This window comes from Flavobacterium calami, from assembly GCF_038290035.1.
Lineage (GTDB): Bacteria > Bacteroidota > Bacteroidia > Flavobacteriales > Flavobacteriaceae > Flavobacterium > Flavobacterium calami.
Genome location: NZ_JBBYHS010000005.1, coordinates 115,219 through 135,276 on the forward strand (window position 1 = coordinate 115,219; position 20,058 = coordinate 135,276).

Below are 20,058 nucleotides of genomic sequence, written 5' to 3' on the forward strand. Positions count from 1 at the left end.
ATGAGTTTATTAGAATCTATAGATAAGACAAATTTGCCACGCCATATCGCCATAATTATGGATGGAAATGGACGTTGGGCAAAACAACAGGGATATCTTCGTGTTTTTGGACATGAAAACGGCACTAATTCTGTAAGAGAGATTATCAAAACATGCACTAAACTTAAAATTGAGTTCCTTACCTTATATACTTTCTCTTCTGAGAACTGGAATCGCCCAAAATTAGAAGTAAAAGCATTAATGAAAATATTGATTAGTTCCTTAAAAAAGGAAATAATTACTATGCAGGAAAACAATATCAAACTTACTGCTATTGGCAATCTTGATAAGTTGCCTGAGTCAGCTCAAAAACAAGTAAGAGAAACAATTGAACAAACCAAAAACAATACAGGATTAACCCTAACATTAGCATTAAGTTACGGATCCAGAGAAGAATTAACTAATGCTGTCAAAGTCATCAGTAATAAAGTTAAAAATAATATAATTTCAGTAGACACTATTGACGATTCAATTATAAATGAGCATCTTTACACGCAAAATTTACCTGACGTAGATTTAGTAATACGAACAAGTGGAGAACATAGAATAAGTAATTTTCTGTTATGGCAAATCGCCTATGCAGAATTGTATTTTACTGATGTACTCTGGCCAGACTTTAAAGCACAACATTTATATGAGGCTATCATTAGTTATCAAAAAAGAGAACGCAGATTTGGAAAAACCAGTGAACAAATTAAATAATATCTTAGTGTTGCAAAAAAAAATACAAATAATACTTACCCTGTTTATTTTGGGTAGTTTTTCTCAAATAAAAGCTCAGGAAAGAATCCCTTTCGACCAGGGAAAAAAATACATCCTAGCCAAAGTCTCTGTAGTTGGTAAAATAAGCTTCAATGAACAAACTGTTGTAACGTTTTCCGGTTTACAAAAAGGACAGGAAATTACTGTTCCCGGAGAAGAAATTAGTGGTGCAATTAAAAAATTAGGGAAACTTGGTCTTTTTGACGAAATCGCTTTTTATGTAAATAAGGTTGAAAACGACAGTATTTATCTGGATTTAAACATCGTAGAACTTCCTAAATTAAACGAAGTAAAATTTGTCGGAATCAAAAAAAGCAAGGTTGAAGGCTTGATAAAAGACAACAACCTTACAAAAAGTAAAATCGTAAATGAGAATTTAATCACTACGACGAAAAATTACATCGAAAACAAATACAAAAAAGAAGGCTTTTATAACACAAAAGTAACCATCACAACGACTCCTGACACTACCGCAGGAAAAAATGTAAATATGCTTGTACGTGTTGACAAAGGCGACAAAGTAAAAATCAGCAGTATCGATTTCACAGGCAACAAACAACTTACTGAAAGCCAGCTAAAAAGTGCCATGAAAGACACCAAGGAAAAAAATTTCCTAAGAGTCTTTAAAGCTTCTAAATTTATTCCGGAAAAATACAAAACCGACTTAGAAAAAGTGGTTGCTGCCTATAAAGAAAAAGGATATCGTGATGCTCGTATTATATATGACTCTGTCAAATATAACAAAGATAAAAACATGCTTGCGATCAAGATTAATCTTGAAGAAGGAAACAAATATTATTTTGGAAATATTAAATTCTTAGGAAATACGGTTTATTCTGATCAACAGCTTAACAGTTATTTGGGAATAAAAAAAGGGGAAACTTATAATGGAGTTTTACTCGAAAAAAGAATCGCAGATAAAACAAAACCTGACGGTGAAGACATTACAAACCTTTACCAGAATAATGGTTACTTATTTTCGAATATAAACGCAGTAGAAACAAGAACTGCAAACGATACTATTGATTTTGAAATTCGAATTACGGAAGGACCAATTGCTTATTTCAATAAGATCACTGTAGTTGGAAATGACAAAACAAATGACCACGTTATTTATCGTGAACTTAGAACCAAACCGGGTGAAAAATACAATAAAGAATTATTAGTACGAACCATTCGTGAAATCGGACAATTAGGATTTTTCGATCCTGAAGCAATTGATCCTAAATTCAAAAATGTCGATGCAGGTGCGGGAACAGTTGATATTGAATATAACTTAGTTGAAAAAGGTTCCAGCCAGGTTGAACTTCAGGGAGGTTACGGCGGTGGAGGTTTCATTGGAACCTTAGGATTGTCTTTTAATAACTTCTCGGCAAGAAACATGTTCAAGAAAGAAGCTTACAAACCACTACCTATGGGAGATGGTCAAAAAGTTGCTCTTCGTCTTCAGGCAAGTACTTATTTTCAGACGTATAGTTTATCATTCTCTGAACCATGGTTTGGAGGTAAAAGACCTGTACAATTTAATTCCTCTATTTCATACAGTAAACAATTTAATTATAGCTACGGTCGAAATGTAAATAAAAGTCAGAGTTTTAACATTTTTACCGTACAGGTTGGACTTGCCAAAAGGCTAACAGTTCCTGATGATTATTTCGTATTATCTCAATCTGTGAGTTACCAGCATTATGATTTGAATAATTATTTTACAGGACTATTCACCTTTGGTAACGGAGCTTCCAGGAACCTTGCGTATACAGTTGGGCTAACAAGAAGTAATAAAGGAGTTAACCCAATATTCCCGACATACGGTTCAGAATTTAGTGTTTCTGCCAAAATAACACCTCCTTATTCATTGTTTAATGGAATTGATTATTCTGACTTAGGAAATCAGAAAGAATACAAAACCCAATATACAGGTGAAAATGGAAGTGATGCAAATGGAAAACCATTAACGAAGGGTGATTATGTAAATATACTTGGCACAACCTCAGCAGGCCAAGTACTTTATAATAGCGTTGGATCTGATTTCGCAAGTGCCGATACTGATCAGGCAAAAGTAGACCAACAAAAATACAACTGGCTTGAATATTATAAAATTAAATTCAGAGCAGACTGGTACAATAAAGTATACGGTAAATTAGTTTTAAGAACATTAACTGAATTTGGTTTCATGGGGGCCTATAACGCTGACAGAGGTATTGTGCCTTTCGAACGTTTTTATTTAGGTGGAGACGGTATGGCCAATTATTCTATGGATGGTAGAGAAACAATTGGTCTTAGAGGATATGAAAACAACTCATTGACACCGGTAAATAGTCTAGGTCAACAAGTTGGCGCAACAATTTATAACAAATTCTCAATGGAGTTACGTTATCCTATTACGCTTAAACCATCAGCATCTATCTATGCATTGACATTTTTAGAAGCAGGTTCTGCTTATAACGGCTTTAAAGACTATAACCCTTTTAACTTATATCGTTCTGCCGGTTTTGGTTTACGTGTATTTATGCCAGCATTTGGATTATTAGGTATTGATTACGGTTATGGATTTGATGCTCAACCAAATGAACCAAATAAATCTAAGGCCCATGGACAGGAAATTCATTTTATTATTGGACAACAATTTTAAAAAATAGTATTTTGGTTAAAAATTTTGAAATAAAAGGAATGTTATGAGAAAACAATTTTTATTTATATTTTTAGCCTTGATTGTAGCAAATACAAGTCAGGCACAAACAAGATCTACTAGAATTGGCTACATCGACATGGAATATATTTTAGAAAATGTTTCTGATTACAAAGAAGCCAAATCACAATTAGATTTAAAAGCCACCAAATGGAAGCAGGAAATTGAAACCAAAAAAATAGAAATCAATAAACTCAAAGAAAGTCTTAAAGCTGAAAAAGCCTTATTAACGAAAGAACTTATTGAAGAACGTGAAGCCGAAATTAAATTTCAGGAAAATGAAATGCTCGAATACCAGCAAAAACAATTCGGAGCCGACGGAAATTTAATGCATCAGAAAGCAGCTTTAGCAAAACCTATACAAGATCAGGTTTTTACTGCGGTTCAGGATATTGCTGAAGCTAAAAATTATGATTTTATTTTTGATAAATCTTCAGATCTGACAATGCTCTTTTCTGCCAAAAGATTTGATATAAGCGATCAGGTTATCCGTATTTTAAACAGAACTGAAAAAAGGGAACAACTATCTAAAAAGCAATTAAAAGAACAGGAAGCCAAAGAGAAACTTGAAAATGAAATTGATGAGAATCCCTCTATGGCAGAAAGACAAAAAGCTCTGGACGCAAGAAAAGCAGCAAGAGAAAAACTTGTTGCTGACAGAAAATTGGAACAGGAAGCCAAGAGAAAAGAATATGAAGACAGAAGAAATGCTATAGCTGCTGAAAAAGCAGCCAAAAAAAATGGCACGGTTTCTGAAACTGCCAAAACAGACACAACAGCCAAACAGGCAGCTACAGGAACAACAACTACAGAAACCGTAAAGACAGATGCAACATCAAAACCAGCCACAACAGGAACTGCTACTGAAACGGCAAAACCAGCAACTCAGCAGAATACAACTACAGAGCCTGTAGTTAATAAGGCTGAAGAAAGACAAAAACTTTACGAACAACGTAAAAAAGAATTAGAAGAGAAAAAGAAGAGAATTTTAGAAGAAAGAGAGGCGGCTAAAAAAGCTAAAGAAGCCGAAACACAGAAAACAAATACGACCAATAATTAATTAATTTTTTTAAAATGATGAAACAAATCAAAACTTTACTAATTGCTGCAGTGCTTATTTTGGCTGCAAACAATTCAATGAATGCGCAGGCTAAAACAGCTCATGTGGATGTTAGCGAGATTATGTCGAAGATGCCAGCTATGCTTGATGCTCAAACTCAATTACAAAAATTAAGCGGAACATACGATGCTGAATACAAAAAAATGATTGACGAATATCAAACAAAAATCAAAAAGTATGAGGCAGAAGCTGCAACAGCAACTGAAGCAGTAAATGCGGAGCGTTCTAAAGAAGTTCAGGACATGCAAAAAAGAATTGGCGATTACAGAGACAATGCTCAAAAAGAGCTTCAGCAAAAAGAAACTGATATCGTAAAACCTTTAATGGAAAAAGTAAAAGCTTCTATCCAAAAAATTGGTAAAGCAAAAGGTTACCAATACGTATTAGACGGTTCAACTCTTTTATTAGCAGATGGTCCAAACATTACTGCTGATGTTAAAAAAGATTTAGGATTCTAAAAACCGATTTCCTTATTACAAAAATGGTTCAACTTGAGTTGAGCCATTTTTGTTTACATTAATTTTTTTTTGAAAAAGAGAAAAAACAACAAGAAAAATTTTGTCTATATCAATTAAATTAAAGAAATACATAAGCCATATCTTTATTGTATATTTCACTAAATTTCTAATTTATTTAACCTTAAAATACAATAAAAAACACGAATTTAGATTCTGAAAAAATGTAATTTTGTTTTATGACCAACAATAATCCTATAGGCGTTTTTGATTCCGGAATTGGAGGAACTTCAATATGGAGCGCCATTCACGACTTACTCCCTAACGAAAAAACCATTTATTTAGCTGACAGTAAAAATGCTCCTTATGGTCAAAAATCTAAAGATGAAATTGTTGCCTTAAGCAAAAAAAACGTCGATTTTTTAATTGAAAATAACTGTAAATTAATTGTTGTCGCTTGTAATACTGCTACTACAAATGCCATTAGGGAACTTCGCGCTGATTATGATATTCCGTTTATTGGTATTGAACCAGCCATAAAACCGGCTGCCCATAATTCTAAAACACAAGTTATAGGTATTCTGGCTACAAAAGGAACATTAAACAGCGAGTTATTTAACAAAACTGCCGAAATGTTTCAGGACACAAAAATAGTGGAGCAGGTTGGTTACGGACTGGTTCAGCTTATTGAAAACGGCAATCTCAATTCGCCGGAAATGACCAGGCTATTAGAATCTTATCTTCAGCCAATGATCGAAGCCAACATTGATTATCTTGTACTGGGATGCAGCCATTATCCTTATTTGATTCCACAGATTAAAAGAATCATTCCTGAACACATTCAGATAATTGATTCAGGAGAAGCAGTGGCAAGACAAACCAAAAACATTTTGCGTGAAGTAGGTTTTTCTGATGCTGAAAAAAGCGAACCTCTATTTTATGTCAATTCAAACCCTGCTGTTTTAAAATCAATTTTGAATAATAAATACACCGTGATTCAAAAAGATTTTTAATCTATTTTTCGCTTAACAAACCAAATTCCATCTAATGACAAATTAAGTGATAATTTATGGTAATTCTCTTTTATCAGTCCATCTCCAATTTTTCCTTTTTGTCCATAAGAATATGAAATATTAAGAGCCGAATAAGTATTATCGATTGGCAGGCTGATTCCGAAGGAAATAGCTGCATTGTTGACCTTTTTTCCATCGACTTCTAGATAACCTGTATTATAATTTACTCCTGCTCCGTACTGAACACCATCCCAATAGCTTCTTAAGTTTTTATTTCTTTTAAAAGTAAATCCTAAAGCCAGACGGTCCTGATTAACAAAATTACCGTACAATTCTGACTGGTTGGTATCACTCCACAAACTCTTTTCATAATCAAGAGTCATTGTCAGATTGTTCCTGAATCTCTTACTGATACCAAAACCGATTTCTAAAGGCAGGTAATAATCATCTGTATCTGAAGCTGCATCCGACTCTATTGTACTTTCATTTGAGCTGCTTACCGTTGCTACTGACTGAACTTTGGTAGCCTTAACCTGCGAAGGCATTTTAAAAGTAGAAGCAATGGTAAAGGTCGAATCTATTTTATACTGGACTCCCAAATCTGCACGTACACCGCTATAATTTGTTTTTTTATCAATAGTAGATATTGAATTTGAAATCGTATAACTTCTTTGGTCAGTAATATTTCCAAATAGTACAGTTCCCATAATACCAACAGATAATTTTTTATTGATGCGATACCCGTATGAAACATCAAAATTATTTAATCCTCCAGAACCTTCTGCATCTAAAGTATAATATTCTGAACTGTTGGCAACTGGTAGTTTGAGTCCTGAGATTTTAAAAGTAGCACTTGAATAAGGTCGCAGACCGATTCCGAAAGCAGATTTTTTACTTACAGCAAATGCAAAAGCAATATGCGAAAACTGAAAGTTATTACGTTTTTCAGTTCTGGAACTGCCCTGAAAAGTTGTAGCAATAGCTTTACCTCCTACTTCAAACAGAAAATGGTTTTGTGGCAGATATCCTAATGAAGCCGGATTCAGGTTATTGATAAAAGTATCTGATGGCAGCGCTATTCCTGAAGATCCAATTGAAGGAATGGAGCCATAATCCGCATCATAGACACTCCCTAAACCATAAAGAGAATAAGGAGAACTGGAAATACTTTGCGAAAATGAAGTCACATACATTAAAATGAAGCAACTCAAAAAGATGATTTTATTTTTCATTTAATAAGAGAGGTAGTAAATTTTCAGTTGAATTTTATTGTTCAGATGTTTTTGGTCCCCCAGAACAAGCCTGTTAACCGTCTTACTTATGGTAGGCAAAACAAAGATCAGTGAAGATTTGGAATCGGATTGTTTTAGCATTTCTTTTTGCAAAAAACCACCAACCGATAGCGAATAAACCACATTTTCGTTGAATTCGTCGCTTTGTTTGTTGAGTTTTGCGTACAATGCTGTTCCGGACGAATTGTTCAGGGTACTGCTGATTCTGTTTAATTTATCTGCTACGTATACCTGCAGGGAATCAGACAAAGGAAATTTTTCAGAATATGTATTATTTACAGGTTTTAAAACCAGTTCAGCGTCTACAATAGCACCTTTATCTGATATGTATCTGAGTTGCTTTATATTGGGAAAATCAATTCGGCATGCCACACCAGTTCCAGACTGAATAAATCCCTGATGATTGGTTTCCAAACTTGATAATTTACTGTTTGAAGCCGGTAAGTTTTGAATCAAAGTTCCCGATTTATCCAAAGAAATAGCATTAAACTGTTTAGTTGCATCTACAATAGTAAAATCTTTTGTATAAGAATCTATGTCATCCCCAAGGTATTTTGAATAATACAGCCGCACTTTACTAGTCAAATCAAATCCGATCACACTTGAAGAATTCGTCGTTTCCGGAACCAGTACTAATCCTTTTAGATATTCTGCAAAACTATCAAAATCAGTAACCTCTCTCCTTTTAAATTTCAAAAAAAGCGCTTCACCAAATGCCGCATCCATTTTAACATTAATTGAATCTTTCTCTAAAGGTCTTGGTTTATACGAAATAGTTCCTAAACTTTCTGAACTATAGTTTAAGGCCGAATTATTATAAAACGAATCATCATCAGTATTCGGTTTTACCTTCTGAAGCAGCCTGTGAATACTGAATGTCTGCACTTTGGTTGTATCACCGTAGTAATAATTATCATATTTTAAAATCATCGAAATAGAATCAAAAACATAGTTTGCTGATTCTGTATCAGTGGTACTAATCAAAGAATAGGAGTCTGCAGCGAGCTGAAAATAACTGTTTGATTTCACTTTCCCAAAAACCGGATCATCATAATTTCCTACCAAAATACGGCTCTGATTAGATGTAATTAAAGAATCGAAATTTATAGTAGACATTTCGACAGTAACGGTATCGATTAAAATTACTTTGTTGTTTACCGCCAAGTAATCAGACCCCACAACAAATTCTCCTGCATCTGTATCTGTGCCGCAGGAAACCATTGCGAAAACAAAACAAACCATCAATATAAATTTATACATAATCCTAATTTTTGGACAAATATAAAAGGCGGATTTCTGCAACACACTATAACATATACGACCCCTCATTTTTCACCTATAGAAAGTAAAAAATTATCTACTACATACTTTTATGAGACAATACTCCATTGAACCCGAAATATTGCCATTCTGTCTACCAAATACAGTCATACATATATCTTCTTTTTTTTAAAACAGGCCTACTCCTACTTTTGAGCCAATTAAACAAATAATGAAAATAAAGGTTTTAATCTGGTTGGTGTTTTGGACGGGGATGTGTGGTATGAAAGCACAAGAAAAATTTGCTGTCGATTTTAATATAAAAACAGAACCTACAGAAGAAATAGATTTTAATGAAACAAGCACAGGCATTTTTATTTTAAAAAAAATCAATGACCGAAATGAATTTACAAATAAAACAGAATATACGTCTCTTAAAATCAGATATGAGACAGGAGCTTATGAAAATTTTGAAAATCTAAATCAATTTAACCGTATTCAAAACAAATTTGAATTTTCGAATAAGGTTTCTGATGCAGCCAAATTCAGTTTAGCTCTTACGCCAACAGTTAGTTTTCAACAAAATTTAGGCATTTCGGATATAAATATTTTAGGAAGATTTCAGTTCAGCCAGCAGTTAAATTCAAAAACAGAACTAAATATTGGTATTGAAAGATCAACTGTTTTTGGTTCTCCTAAATTCATTCCAACATTATCGTTTACCAGTAAATTAAGTGAGCAAAGCAGTATTTTAATTGGTTTTCCAGATTCCAAGATATCATATTCCAATAACGCCCGAAACAAATTTAGTCTAAACAATAGTTTTAACGGTAGTTTTTACAATTTGGACAACCCTGTTGAAATGTACAATACAGCAGCCAAAATTAGTACATCTCAAATGACCACTGCTCTTGAATATGAAAGAAACATGGATAAAAACTGGTTTATCAATTTTAAGGGAGGTTATGATTTTGATAAAAAATACCATCTTTTGGACGACAATAATCATAAACTATATGATTTTAATACCGGTAACGGATACATTTTTAGCATTGGGATCAAATACAAACAATAAATAAATTTAACACACTATGAATAATTTAAAAAAAGGAATATTATTCGCGGCATTACTTTCCGGCCTTTTTTTCACCGGCTGCAGTAACGATGATGAAGATGATGAACTTGTAGGAAACTGGATTAAAAAATCTGCGTTTGACGGACCTGCTAGATCTAGCGCTACAAGCTTTGTAATTGGAGATTACGCTTACATTGCAACAGGATATACCGGAGATGAGTATTTAAAAGATTTATGGGCTTATAACTCAAACGGAGATTACTGGGAACAAAAAGCAGATTTTACAGGAACAGGAAGAAGTTCCGCATCCAGTTTTGTGCTTAATGACAAAGGATATGTTGGCTTGGGTTACGATGGTACTAACAAGCTTAAAGACTTTTATCAATATGACCCGATTGGCAACACATGGACGCAAAAAACAGATTTTGCAGGAACAGCACGCTATGGAGCTGTTGGCTTTCAGGTTGGTGGAAAAGCTTATTTTGGAACAGGTTATGATGGAAATTATCTGAAAGATTTTTACCAGTACAACGACACTAATAATGCCTGGACACTTGTCAGCGGATTTAGCGGAAACAAAAGACGTAATGCAACTGTTTTTGTTATCAATGACAAAGCTTACCTGGGAACAGGGGTAAATAACAGTGTAAATCAGGAAGACTTCTGGGAATTTAATCCCTCAACCGAAGTCTGGACAAGACTCCGTGATATTGATCAGGATGATGATGATGATTACAGCTGGAACAATGACTATGCCATTACCCGTTCAAATGCATCCAGTTTTAGCTTAAACGGATTGGGCTATGTTGTTGGTGGTGAAGGAATCAAAACGGTCTGGGAATATAACCCCTCAACTGATTTATGGGTAGAAAGAACTGCACTGGAAGGAGCGGCAAGAACAGATGCTGTAGGCTTTGCAATTAACAATAGAGGTTTTTTAATGCTGGGACGCATCGGCTCTACTTATTTTGATGATGCCTGGGAATTTAAACCACTAGAAGTACAAAATGACGATGATAATTAATACCCCAAATCTAAAATTCTTCCGGTATGGTTTCCGGAAGAATTTACTTTTTATTTTATTCTTCATTTTATTAATGGCCTGTTCCAAAAAAGAAACACTTGAGGCCGAATCAATAAAAACAGCATCCGGCTGGGGATATACAATTTCATATAATGATAAAATTTTAATAAAACAGACTATTATTCCCGTAATTAGCGAAGTCAAAAGTTTCAGTTCTGAAGAAGATGCTTTGAAAGTTGCAGACTTGGTCATAAAAAAAATCAGTCGGAATACATCTCCATCGGTAACCAAAAATGATTTAATTTTATTAAAAATAAAAATGTAAATGAATATCGGTACCCTTAAAAATACAAATTCAGACAAAGTTTTATTCCATGTTACCATTTGGACTTTTTTTATATTGACATCCCTGATTCAGTTCTATGAAAGTCCTTTTAGAATCAGTAATGATTTTTATGTACAATGGGGAACAGGTATCATTTTGTTTTATCTGAACTATTTTTACCTGGTACCTCTTTTGCTTTTAGAAAAAAAATACTGGCTTTATTTTGTTTTTGTACTGGTGCTTATTTTACTTTTTATGGTAATCCGGATTAATTATTTTATCCCTGAATTTAATCATTTAAGGCCACAAAACATGATGCCGCCAAAGATGATGCCCGAAGAAGTCAAAATGTTTTTGAAAAATCAGGGAAGAGGTCGTATGCACAAACAGCCCTTTTTTTTTAAAATCGGTCCTTCGTTTTTTTATCTTTTAATTACTGCCATTAGCGCTATTATAAGAACCTTAACCGAGTTTTATCAAAACCAGCAAAATAAATTAATAGCCGAAACTCACAGAACTAATACCGAATTGAACTATCTGCGTAAACAAACGAATCCGCATTTTTTATTTAATTCGCTTAATAGTATCTATTCTTTGGCTCACAAAAAATCTGATTTGGTCCCTGATGCCATCGTGACATTATCTGAACTCATGCGCTACATGTTATATGAAACAGATAATAAAACGGTGGCTTTAGAAAAAGAAATTGACTACATTCAGAATTATATCGAATTACAAAAACTAAGGCTCAATAATATTGAAAATATCGTCATTAATGTTCATGGCGATACCCGAAATAAATTTATTGAACCCTTATTGCTAATTTCATTTGTAGAAAATGCGTTTAAATACGGAACTGATTACAAAGGTGCTGCTTACGTAAAAATCAAGATTTTTATTTTGGAGAATACCCTCGATTTTTGGATTGAAAACACTATTGAAAATCATGTTAAAGATCCTGAAAATTCAGGAATCGGGCTTGTAAATATTCAAAACAGACTGGATTTGCTTTATCCGGATGCACACGAACTTACAATTAGGCAGGACAGTCAATATTACCGTGTACATTTAAATTTAAAACTGGACAAAATCCAGACTGAAATCTAATAAAATCTTACTGAATTTTAACTAAATTTTAAAATGTAAGTACTTAGTTTAAAACTACTTTTGATTCTTAAAAACAATTATTAAATTAATTCGAAACAAATGAAATGTGTAATTATTGATGACGAGCCATTAGCAGTTGACTTACTAAAAGATTTTGTCAGCAAAGTAGATTCGTTAGAATTAATAAGCACTTTTAACAATGCTATTGATGCTGTATCTTTTATTAACCAAAACAATGTAGATTTAATTTTTCTGGATATTCAGATGCCTCATTTTTCGGGTATTGAGTTTTTAAATACAATTGAAAAAAAGCCGCTAATTATTTTTACAACCGCTTATTCTGATTACGCTGTTGAAGGTTTTAATCTTGGTGCAGTAGATTATTTAGTAAAACCCATTCCGTTTCACCGTTTCTTAAAATCAGTTGTACGGGCTCAGCAAATTTTTAACCCAACAGCTATTCAGTCTAATCCTGAAATCCCTGTCACTACTGAATCTGAACAGGACTTTATGTTTGTTAGGGCAGAATATGAGAATGTAAAAATAAATTTTTCGGATATTCTATTTATCGAAGGATTAAAAGATTATGTCAAAATCTATACTACTGACAATAAGTTTACTCTGACCTTAATTAGTCTTATAAAACTGGAAAATTTACTATCAAATAAAGGTTTTTCAAGAGTTCACAGATCTTACATTATTAATATTAAACACGTAAAATCGATACAAAAAAACAAAGTTTTAATCAGTGACAAACGAATTCCGATAAGTGAAAGCTATAAAAATACTTTTTTTGAAAGAATCAATTTATAATTAAGTATCTCCCAAAATAAAAAATCACAAATTCAATAATTTGGAATCTATTATTGAATTTGGAACTTGAAAAACACATATTTATAGTTTTTCTTCGTTTTTAAACCAGCCAGAATACATTACATAATTATTAGAAATTCGTTCGATTTCACCGGCAAAATCTGACTGATCAATATCTTTCACTTTTTTGGCTGGCACACCTGCGTAAATACTCCCTGAAGTTACAATTGTATTTTGAGTTACAACTGCTCCGGCAGCTATAATCGAATTGCTTTCGACAACACAATTATCCATTACTATAGCCCCCATCCCAATTAGAACATTATCATGGATTGTACATCCATGTACAATAGCGTTATGTCCAATAGAAACATTATTACCTATGATCGTTGGGTGTTTTTGATAAGTACAGTGAATGATTGCCCCATCCTGAATATTCACTTTATTACCGATTTTTATAAAATTAACATCACCCCTAATTACAGCATTAAACCAAACACTGCATAAATATCCAAAAACCACATCTCCTACAATAGTTGCATTTTCGGCAACATAACAATCCTCAGGAATTACCGGAGATTTACCATTTACAGCTTTTATTAACATATTATTCCAATTTTAATTTATAGCAGGACAATTACAATCGTAACGTTCTCTTTTACAAAACAGGTTAATCCCTAAAGTTATCTGATGGTAACCTCCTGTATCAAATTTTACATCACCCGTTACATTTGAGTATGTATAGGCAAACATGAAATTTTTATAATTAAGACCAATTATAGGTGTAATATACTGTAATTTTTGATCTTTGGTACCGCTACCCGATATGTATTGTGCTCCATCAAAATTTCTTCTATAAGATAATGCCGCCCAAATACTTCCAAAATCCATGTTTTTGTAGGCTTTTAAATTCAGGTCAATCGATTTTTCTTTGGTTTGTTCAAATAGCTGAAATAAAACAGAAGGCTCCCAGGTAATATTTTCTCTTTTTCCAAAAACGTAACCTACGCTCAATAAAAACTTTCTCAAATTATCAGTTTCATAATCAGTATATAACTCTCTTCTGGTCTCAATAAGCCCCTGAATAGTGGCATGTGCATAAAAATCCAAAAAATTATACGATGCTCCCACATCTACATTAAAATAAGAATCATTTTGAATGGATCCAAAAACTATAGGGTCAAAAGTTCCGCCAAATGAAGTTTCGTCTAACTGACTTTGAATTAAACCTCCGCTAATACCAAAAGAAAGCTGGTTTAAATCCAGTTCATCTCTTGAAAACATAATATGATGAGCATAAGTAAGTTTAACTCCTTTTTGCGAATGATAGCCATTTTTATCATTAAAAACAATAATTCCTCCACCAGACCTCTCGCCTATTTTGCCATTAAAACTTAATGTCTGCAAAGACGGAGCATCATCCTGACCAAACCACTGTTTTCTTGCTGTCAGCCTTATTTTGGCACAATTTGCAGCACCTGCCATAGAAGGATGTATCAAATAATAATTATCTGACAAATAATCTGAATATACCGGAATCCCCTCTTGCGAATAAGAGTAATATGAAGTAATAACAAAAAGAAATAAAATACTGATTTTCAATTTCATGAAGAAAACTATAAGTGTCTATATTTTTAGAATTCCAAAAAATGTAAGTAAGATTGATTACAAAAGGAATCTTAATTTTTTTATTAAAAAATCAAATATAGCTATTAGTAGAAAATAACTTTACTAAATTTACAAAAAATATACAGACATGGCAAAAATCACTATAAAAGAAACTCAGAATCCAACTATTATAAAATTTGAATTTGATGATTTTATCACTTATAATCAAAACTTTGAGTTCAAAAATATCGATGAAGCACAATCATCTCCTCTGGCTCAGCAATTATTCTACTTACCATTTGTAAAAACCGTCTATATTTCAGGCAATTTTATTGCTGTTGAAAGATTTAGCATTGTAGAATGGGATGATGTTAAGGAAGCAGTAGCTGAACAAATTGAAGCATTTGTTAATAAAGGAGGAACTATCATTAATGTTGACGAAAGTAAACCTAAGAAACAACCCATTACAGTTTATGGGGAAACCACTCCAAATCCTGCTGCTTTAAAATTTGTAGTAAGCAGAATGCTGACCAAAAATGCTGTTGAATATAAAAATATCGATCAGACTGCCTCTTCCCCATTAGCAAAAGAATTATTTAAATTCCCTTATGTGAAAGAAGTTTTTATTGATGAGAACTATATTTCTGTAACAAAGTACGAAATCAATGACTGGCAGGAAATCACACTTGAACTTCGAACTTTTATTAAACAATATATCGAAAATGGGGGTACTGTTTTAGACGAAAGTCTTCTTGAAACCTCTGTTAAAAACGATGCTACCAAGGATGAGGCTTTTGATAAACTAGATGTAACATCACAACAAATTATCAACATTTTGGAAGAATATGTAAAACCGGCCGTTGCTGCAGATGGCGGAAACATTGCTTTTGATTCTTATAATGAAGACAATAAAGTCGTAAAGGTGATTTTACAGGGAGCCTGCAGCGGTTGCCCGTCATCAACATTTACCTTAAAAAGCGGTATCGAAAACATGCTAAAAAGTATGCTGAATGATGAGAAAATTACTGTAGAAGCTTTAAACGCATAATACCTTTTCTATAAAAATAAATGTTTTTATATTTGCATTATTAATTCTAAACCTTCTCTTTTGAGAAGGTTTTTTTATCTAAAAATATGGACGTAAACCCAAACCAGATTTCAACTTACGCAACAAAATTTATTGATGTCCTGATTGATTATTCTCCAAAATTAATTTCGGCTTTTTTAATTTTATTTATTGGTCTTTATGCTATTAGACTAACAAACAGAATTATTAGAAAAGTTATGGTTAAAAGAAATTTAGACCCCACTTTATCTAAATTCCTAGCCGACATATTACTTTGGGCTTTACGAATTCTATTGTTTGTAACCGTAATTTCAAATCTCGGGGTACCAACTTCATCATTTGTTGCTATTTTAGGAGCAATGGGTTTAGCAGTAGGTTTATCATTGCAAGGCTCGCTTTCAAACTTTGCTGGCGGAATGCTAATTATTCTTTTCAAGCCGTTTAAAGTTGGGGATACGATAGAGGCTCAGGGGGTAATTGCTACAGTTCTGGAAATTCAGATTTTTGTTACCAAAATGCTGACAGCTAATAACCAGACTGTTTTTGTGCCAAATGGAGCATTATCTAATGGAAATATCATCAATTATTCTATGCAGGGTGAACGAAAAGCCGATTTAACTTTTGCTGTTTCCTATGATTCGGATATCAAAAAAACTAAAGATATTTTACTGAATGTACTAATTAAAAATCCGAAAGTCCTTAAAACTCCAGCGCCCGAAGTTTTTGTAAAAAATTTAACAGCAAGTTCTGTTGAGTTTGCGGTACGTCCGTGGGCAAAAAACGAAAATTACGGAGCGGTTTTTTCTGAAACTTTAGAAAATTGCAAAACAGCATTAGACGAGGCTGGGATTTCAATACAACCGTATACACTTCAAAAATAAATTACTGTTTTTTCGAAGGAGTATTAATCATAAAATCTTTTAGATAATAAGGTTCAAAATAAGCGACATCTACAGTGTCGCTTATTTTGTATTTATCATAACTGATTTTACTCATCGCTGCTGCCGAAGGATATTTGATATCTTCTAAAAACACAAAATTTTCTTTTGTTAAAACTGATCTGCATTTTTCTGCACAATCACCTACAAAATAAATTGTACCTGCCAAATCGCTAAAAGAATCATCAGTGATAACTTCAGCCTGAATAGCTCTTTCTGTTTCTAGTTTAGAATTAAAAATAGCACTGTAAACTTCCATTCTTCTGGCATCCAGCATCGGAATAATTTTCCCCTCAGAAATTTTGGCCTGCGATGCCAAAGTCTTTAACGTATCTACTGCTATCAACGGTATATTTAATGCAAAACATAGTCCTTTTGCTGCAGAAACACCAATTCTTAAACCAGTATAAGATCCCGGTCCCTGACTTACGGCAACTGCTGCTAAATCATGAACTGAAATCCCTGATTGAGCGATTACTTCTTCAATAAAAACATGTAATTTTTCAGCATGTGAATAACCTTCTTCTGCAATTTCTTTGCATATAATTGTTTCACCATTTTTAGCAATTGCTACTGAACAATTTTTGGTAGCGGTTTCGATATTGAGAATAAAAGACAAAGTGTTTTATTTTAAAAGTTAATTAATAACGAGTTATTTCTTCGGAGTTTCAGCCTTTTTAAGCTTTACTTTATCACCCGAATTTAACTCTTTAGAAACCGTTGTATACGGTCCGGTAATTACAATATCACCCGGTTTTAATCCAGACATCACTTCAATATTTGTATCGTCCTGAATGCCCGTTTTTATAATTCTGATTTTGGCTTTATCACCCACTTTTACAAAAACGCATTCAAATTTTTTATCGCTTTTTGGTGCTGCTTTTTTCTCATTCGGATCTTCAACTTTAAAATCTTTAACAGCCGTAGTATCCGATTTTACCATAACAGAACTAATAGGCACTGCCAGAACATTTGTTTTAGTTGTTGTAATAATATCAACCGTTGCAGTCATACCAGGTCTAAATGGCGAATACGAAGTTGGCTTTCCTTCCAGCAAATCCTGATATGATTCTTTTAAAATACGAACCTTTACTTTAAAATTAGTTACCTGATCTGACGTTAGAGTTGTACTTGCCGAATTTGAAATACTGGTTACAATACCTTTGAATTTTTTCTTCAGATAAGCATCTACTTCAACATTAGCTTCGTCTCCAATTTTTATTTTTACAATATCATTTTCATTCACATCAACTTCAACCTCCATATTATTAAGGTTTGCCACTCTTAAAAGTTCTGTTCCGGCCATTTGCTGGGTTCCTAAAACGCGTTCTCCTAACTCTACATTTAGTACAGAAATAGTTCCATCTGCCGGAGAATAAATCGTGGTACGTCCTAAGTTATCTTTTGCTTCATTTACAGATGCAGAAGCACTCTGAACATTATAGTAAGAACTCTGTCTTGTAGCTTTAGCCACTTCAAAAGAAGCAATAGCTTTGTCCCAGTCCGATTTTGAGATAACTCCCTTATCATATAAAGTTTTATTACGCTCATAATTTGCTTTTGCCTCTTTAAAACTTGCTTCTGATTGTGTTAGCCCTGCTTTGGTTCCGGATAGATTTGAAACTGAACGATTGTAACTTGAAGTATATAAATCCGGGTTTATTTTTACTAATAAATCACCTTTTTTAACAACCTGACCTTCTTTGACATTCAATAAAATAATCTCTCCCGAAACCTCTGGCGAAATTTTAACCTCAATTTCCGGCTGGATTTTCCCTGTCGCCGAAACTGTTTCGACAATGGTAGAAGCTACTACTTCTGATGTTTCTACTTCTTTTCCTTCATCCTTATTTCCAATAATACCGGCTTTTGAAAGACCAATTAAAGCAACTATAATTACTAATGCTCCTCCTAATAAGAAATAAACTGTTTTTTTTGACATAATAAATTATTTTGTTGGAATTGGAACTATTGGAATTCCAAAGTAAAATTCAAGTATCTTTATTTTGAACATGTAATCATATTTCGCTCTGATAACGTCTGATTGCGCATTAGTCAGCAAAGTCTGCGCCTGAGTAAAATCGAAGGAATTCATCAATCCGACATCGTACTTTTCTTTGGCATAATTATAAGACTGTTGTCTTGCTTCTAAAGTTACTGTTGACGATTCATAAGTGTTTAATGCTCCTTTAGCATCCGTAAAAGCCGTATAAACATTACGCTGTAAATCTAAACTTTTTTGCTCTAAATCAATTTTAGATTTCTCTAAACTGACTTTGTTTCGTTCTACATTATTCCTAACAGAAAAGCCATTAAAAATAGGAACACTTAACTGAAATCCAAAACTATGCCCTTTATTATCATTAAATTGATCAAATACTGGATCAGCATTTCTTAAAACAGGTAAAAAATTATTTTGTAATACTGCCTGATTAGTTCCTTCAACAAAACCAATCTGAGAAGTTGGATTTGCAATATTTGGAGTAGATCCTCCTATAACATCTGAATAACTTGCTCTTGTATTAAAATTATAGAAAGCACTTAAAGTTGGCTGATAAGCTCCTTTTGCAATAGCAACATTTTTTTCAGCGATTTCCAGATTAGCCTGTGCCAATTTCAACTCTGTTCTTGTTTCTTTTGCCTTATTGTAAATATCGACCGGACTTTGAGCCATAATATTATTTTCATCCTTTGCATCCGTGTCATCAATTACATCAAAATCAGCAAACTCCTTTAATTGTAAAAGCTGCGCTAAACTTAATTTAGAAATTAATAAATTATTCTCGGCTACAACAATTGCTTGCTGATCGGTTGCGACTGTAGCCTTAAGGTCAAACAAATCACCTCTTGGAATCGTACCTGCTTTTACCATCTCCTCAGAACGCGCCAATCTTTTCTCATCTATTAAAAGCTGCTCTTTTCTTACTTTTACATTCTCCTTAAAGGCAAGAATCTCTAAAAACGCATTTGCAACATTCAATGAAATATCCTCTTGCATTTTTAGCAATTGATATTTTGATGCAACTACAGAAAGCTTAGCTCTACGGTATGCATTTTGATTTTGCAAACCTTTGTAGATATCAACTCCGGCGCTTACTCCTAAAGAAGAATACTGAGTTGTCTGATTACGCAAAAGTCCGGTTGTAACGTCCTGGTTCAAACCAATATTCCATGAGTGTGATGCGTTACCGTTTACACTTGGAAGATAATTACCAAAAGCATCTTTTTTATCAATATCAGCATTTTTGACATCCAGCTCCGATAATTTAATTGTGATATTGTGATCTAATGCGTATCGTACAGCTTCTTCTAGTGTCCATTGTTTTGTTTGTGCCTGAGCAGATAATCCTAGTCCGACCAGAAGAGCAAAAACAAAACTATTATATTTATTTATTTTCATATATTTTGAAATGAAAGCACAGCAAAAACACCATGCAAATTTAACGTTTTATAAGTCCAAAAATCTCTTTAA

19 protein-coding genes are annotated in these 20,058 nt (G+C 33.3%); 12 read left to right on the top strand and 7 right to left on the bottom strand.

The window, feature by feature from the left end; genetic code table 11:
- The 5 genes from AAEO57_RS05875 (at window position 1) to murI (ending at window position 6,078) form a co-directional block, all read left to right on the top strand.
- Window positions 1-741 carry an isoprenyl transferase gene (locus tag AAEO57_RS05875; RefSeq protein WP_341690725.1) on the top strand — a complete coding sequence of 247 codons (741 nt, stop codon included), beginning with the start codon at window positions 1-3 and terminating at the stop codon, window positions 739-741.
- The gene (locus AAEO57_RS05880) at window positions 674-3,433 is read left to right on the top strand and encodes a BamA/OMP85 family outer membrane protein (protein ID WP_341690486.1); all 2,760 of its coding nucleotides are present in this window, start codon (window positions 674-676) and stop codon (window positions 3,431-3,433) included. The genes AAEO57_RS05875 and AAEO57_RS05880 overlap by 68 nt, the downstream gene beginning before the upstream one ends.
- A 43-nt stretch (window positions 3,434-3,476) precedes the next feature.
- Window positions 3,477-4,550, top strand: a complete 1,074-nt coding sequence (locus AAEO57_RS05885) for an OmpH/Skp family outer membrane protein (protein ID WP_341690488.1) — start codon at window positions 3,477-3,479, stop codon at window positions 4,548-4,550.
- Window positions 4,551-4,564: 14 nt separating this feature from the next.
- The gene (locus AAEO57_RS05890) at window positions 4,565-5,068 is read left to right on the top strand and encodes an OmpH/Skp family outer membrane protein (RefSeq protein ID WP_341690490.1); all 504 of its coding nucleotides are present in this window, start codon (window positions 4,565-4,567) and stop codon (window positions 5,066-5,068) included.
- A 236-nt stretch (window positions 5,069-5,304) separates the two neighbouring features.
- Window positions 5,305-6,078, top strand: a complete 774-nt coding sequence (murI, locus tag AAEO57_RS05895; RefSeq protein WP_341690493.1) for a glutamate racemase — start codon at window positions 5,305-5,307, stop codon at window positions 6,076-6,078.
- Here murI and bamG read toward each other — a convergent pair.
- Both bamG and AAEO57_RS05905 read right to left on the bottom strand, forming a co-directional pair.
- Window positions 6,075-7,310 carry a BamG family beta-barrel-assembly machinery protein gene (bamG, locus tag AAEO57_RS05900; protein ID WP_341690495.1) on the bottom strand — a complete coding sequence of 412 codons (1,236 nt, stop codon included), beginning with the start codon at window positions 7,308-7,310 and terminating at the stop codon, window positions 6,075-6,077. The genes murI and bamG overlap by 4 nt on opposite strands.
- Complete coding sequence (locus tag AAEO57_RS05905; RefSeq protein ID WP_341690497.1) at window positions 7,311-8,630, bottom strand: DUF4270 family protein; 1,320 nt, start codon at window positions 8,628-8,630, stop codon at window positions 7,311-7,313. It lies immediately after the preceding gene.
- A gap of 232 nt (window positions 8,631-8,862) precedes the next feature.
- Between AAEO57_RS05905 and AAEO57_RS05910 the strand changes: the two genes are divergently transcribed.
- The 5 genes from AAEO57_RS05910 to AAEO57_RS05930 all read left to right on the top strand — a co-directional run bounded on the left by AAEO57_RS05910 (window position 8,863) and on the right by AAEO57_RS05930 (window position 12,974).
- A complete protein-coding gene (locus AAEO57_RS05910; protein WP_341690499.1) occupies window positions 8,863-9,705 on the top strand; it encodes a DUF6268 family outer membrane beta-barrel protein in 843 nt (280 codons plus the stop codon).
- Window positions 9,706-9,721: 16 nt separating this feature from the next.
- Window positions 9,722-10,729 (top strand): Kelch repeat-containing protein, encoded by a 1,008-nt coding sequence (locus AAEO57_RS05915; RefSeq protein ID WP_341690501.1) that lies wholly within the window; start codon window positions 9,722-9,724, stop codon window positions 10,727-10,729.
- Window positions 10,719-11,054 (top strand): DUF4907 domain-containing protein, encoded by a 336-nt coding sequence (locus tag AAEO57_RS05920; RefSeq protein ID WP_341690503.1) that lies wholly within the window; start codon window positions 10,719-10,721, stop codon window positions 11,052-11,054. Before AAEO57_RS05915 ends, AAEO57_RS05920 begins: the two co-directional genes overlap by 11 nt.
- Window positions 11,055-12,161, top strand: coding sequence for a sensor histidine kinase (locus AAEO57_RS05925; RefSeq protein ID WP_341690505.1), 1,107 nt, complete (start codon window positions 11,055-11,057; stop codon window positions 12,159-12,161).
- Between the two features lie 99 nt (window positions 12,162-12,260).
- Window positions 12,261-12,974 carry a LytR/AlgR family response regulator transcription factor gene (locus AAEO57_RS05930; protein WP_341690507.1) on the top strand — a complete coding sequence of 238 codons (714 nt, stop codon included), beginning with the start codon at window positions 12,261-12,263 and terminating at the stop codon, window positions 12,972-12,974.
- An 81-nt stretch (window positions 12,975-13,055) separates the two neighbouring features.
- Here AAEO57_RS05930 and AAEO57_RS05935 read toward each other — a convergent pair whose 3' ends face one another.
- Complete coding sequence (locus AAEO57_RS05935) at window positions 13,056-13,580, bottom strand: gamma carbonic anhydrase family protein (protein ID WP_341690509.1); 525 nt, start codon at window positions 13,578-13,580, stop codon at window positions 13,056-13,058.
- Window positions 13,581-13,592: 12 nt separating this feature from the next.
- On the bottom strand, window positions 13,593-14,582 hold the full coding sequence (locus tag AAEO57_RS05940) for a PorP/SprF family type IX secretion system membrane protein (RefSeq protein WP_341690511.1): 990 nt from the start codon (window positions 14,580-14,582) through the stop codon (window positions 13,593-13,595).
- Between the two features lie 148 nt (window positions 14,583-14,730).
- Between AAEO57_RS05940 and AAEO57_RS05945 the strand changes: the two genes are divergently transcribed.
- Both AAEO57_RS05945 and AAEO57_RS05950 read left to right on the top strand, forming a co-directional pair.
- Window positions 14,731-15,630: a NifU family protein gene (locus tag AAEO57_RS05945; protein ID WP_341690513.1), complete on the top strand. Its 900-nt coding sequence runs from the start codon at window positions 14,731-14,733 to the stop codon at window positions 15,628-15,630.
- An 86-nt stretch (window positions 15,631-15,716) separates the two neighbouring features.
- The gene (locus AAEO57_RS05950; RefSeq protein WP_341690515.1) at window positions 15,717-16,529 is read left to right on the top strand and encodes a mechanosensitive ion channel family protein; all 813 of its coding nucleotides are present in this window, start codon (window positions 15,717-15,719) and stop codon (window positions 16,527-16,529) included.
- A 1-nt stretch (window position 16,530) separates the two neighbouring features.
- Here the strand turns inward: AAEO57_RS05950 and tsaB are convergent, their stop codons facing one another.
- From tsaB to AAEO57_RS05965, 3 genes are read right to left on the bottom strand one after another with little or no spacing between them, the layout of a single operon-like run.
- Window positions 16,531-17,205: a tRNA (adenosine(37)-N6)-threonylcarbamoyltransferase complex dimerization subunit type 1 TsaB gene (tsaB, locus tag AAEO57_RS05955; protein ID WP_341690516.1), complete on the bottom strand. Its 675-nt coding sequence runs from the start codon at window positions 17,203-17,205 to the stop codon at window positions 16,531-16,533.
- Window positions 17,206-17,238: 33 nt separating this feature from the next.
- Window positions 17,239-18,528, bottom strand: a complete 1,290-nt coding sequence (locus AAEO57_RS05960; RefSeq protein WP_341690517.1) for an efflux RND transporter periplasmic adaptor subunit — start codon at window positions 18,526-18,528, stop codon at window positions 17,239-17,241.
- Window positions 18,529-18,534: 6 nt separating this feature from the next.
- On the bottom strand, window positions 18,535-19,986 hold the full coding sequence (locus tag AAEO57_RS05965) for a TolC family protein (RefSeq protein WP_341690519.1): 1,452 nt from the start codon (window positions 19,984-19,986) through the stop codon (window positions 18,535-18,537).
- Window positions 19,987-20,058 lie beyond the last annotated feature (72 nt).